Genomic DNA, 671 nt, shown 5'->3' on the forward strand with positions numbered 1-671 from the left:
AGCGGAGCAGAGGTGGACGCGGTCGAGGGCCACGGCACCGGCACGCGACTGGGCGATCCGATCGAGGCGCAGGCGCTGCTCGCCACGTACGGCCAGGGCCGGGAGACGCCGCTGTGGCTGGGGTCGATCAAGTCGAACCTGGGGCACACGCAGGCCGCTGCGGGTGTGGCCGGTGTGATCAAGATGGTGATGGCGATGCGGCACGGGGTGGTGCCGCGCACGTTGCACGTGGACGCGCCGTCGTCGCAGGTGGACTGGTCCTCCGGCGCCGTCGAGCCGGCCGCGGAACCGGTGGAGTGGCCGGGCAAGCGCGGGCCGCGCCGGGCCGGCGTGTCCGCGTTCGGGCTCAGCGGCACCAACGCCCACGTCATCCTCGAACAGGGCGAGGAACCCGCACCCGAGCCGGAGACCGCGCCCCTGCCCGTCCTGCTGTCCGCCGCGTCCGAGACCGCGCTGCGCGCCCAGGCCGCACGCCTGCGGTCCGCGCCGGTCTCCGCCCCCGCCCTCGGTTTCGCACTCGCCACCGCGCGGGCCGCGCTGGCCCACCGCGCGGCGATCGTCGGCGGCGACCTCGACGCCGGCCTCGCGGCGCTGGCCTCCGGCGAGCCGGCCGCCGAGATCCTCCGCGGCGTGGCCGGCCGCCCCCGCGTGGCGTTCGTGTTCGCGGGGCA

Annotated in this window: 1 protein-coding gene; it reads left to right on the plus strand. The window is 77.0% G+C overall.

Annotated elements, in window-relative coordinates; genetic code table 11:
- A partial coding sequence (locus Ade02nite_RS48885; protein WP_203778300.1) for a ketoacyl-synthetase C-terminal extension domain-containing protein occupies nt 1-671 on the plus strand: 671 nt, incomplete at both ends.

This window comes from Paractinoplanes deccanensis (genome assembly GCF_016862115.1).
Lineage (GTDB): Bacteria > Actinomycetota > Actinomycetes > Mycobacteriales > Micromonosporaceae > Actinoplanes > Actinoplanes deccanensis.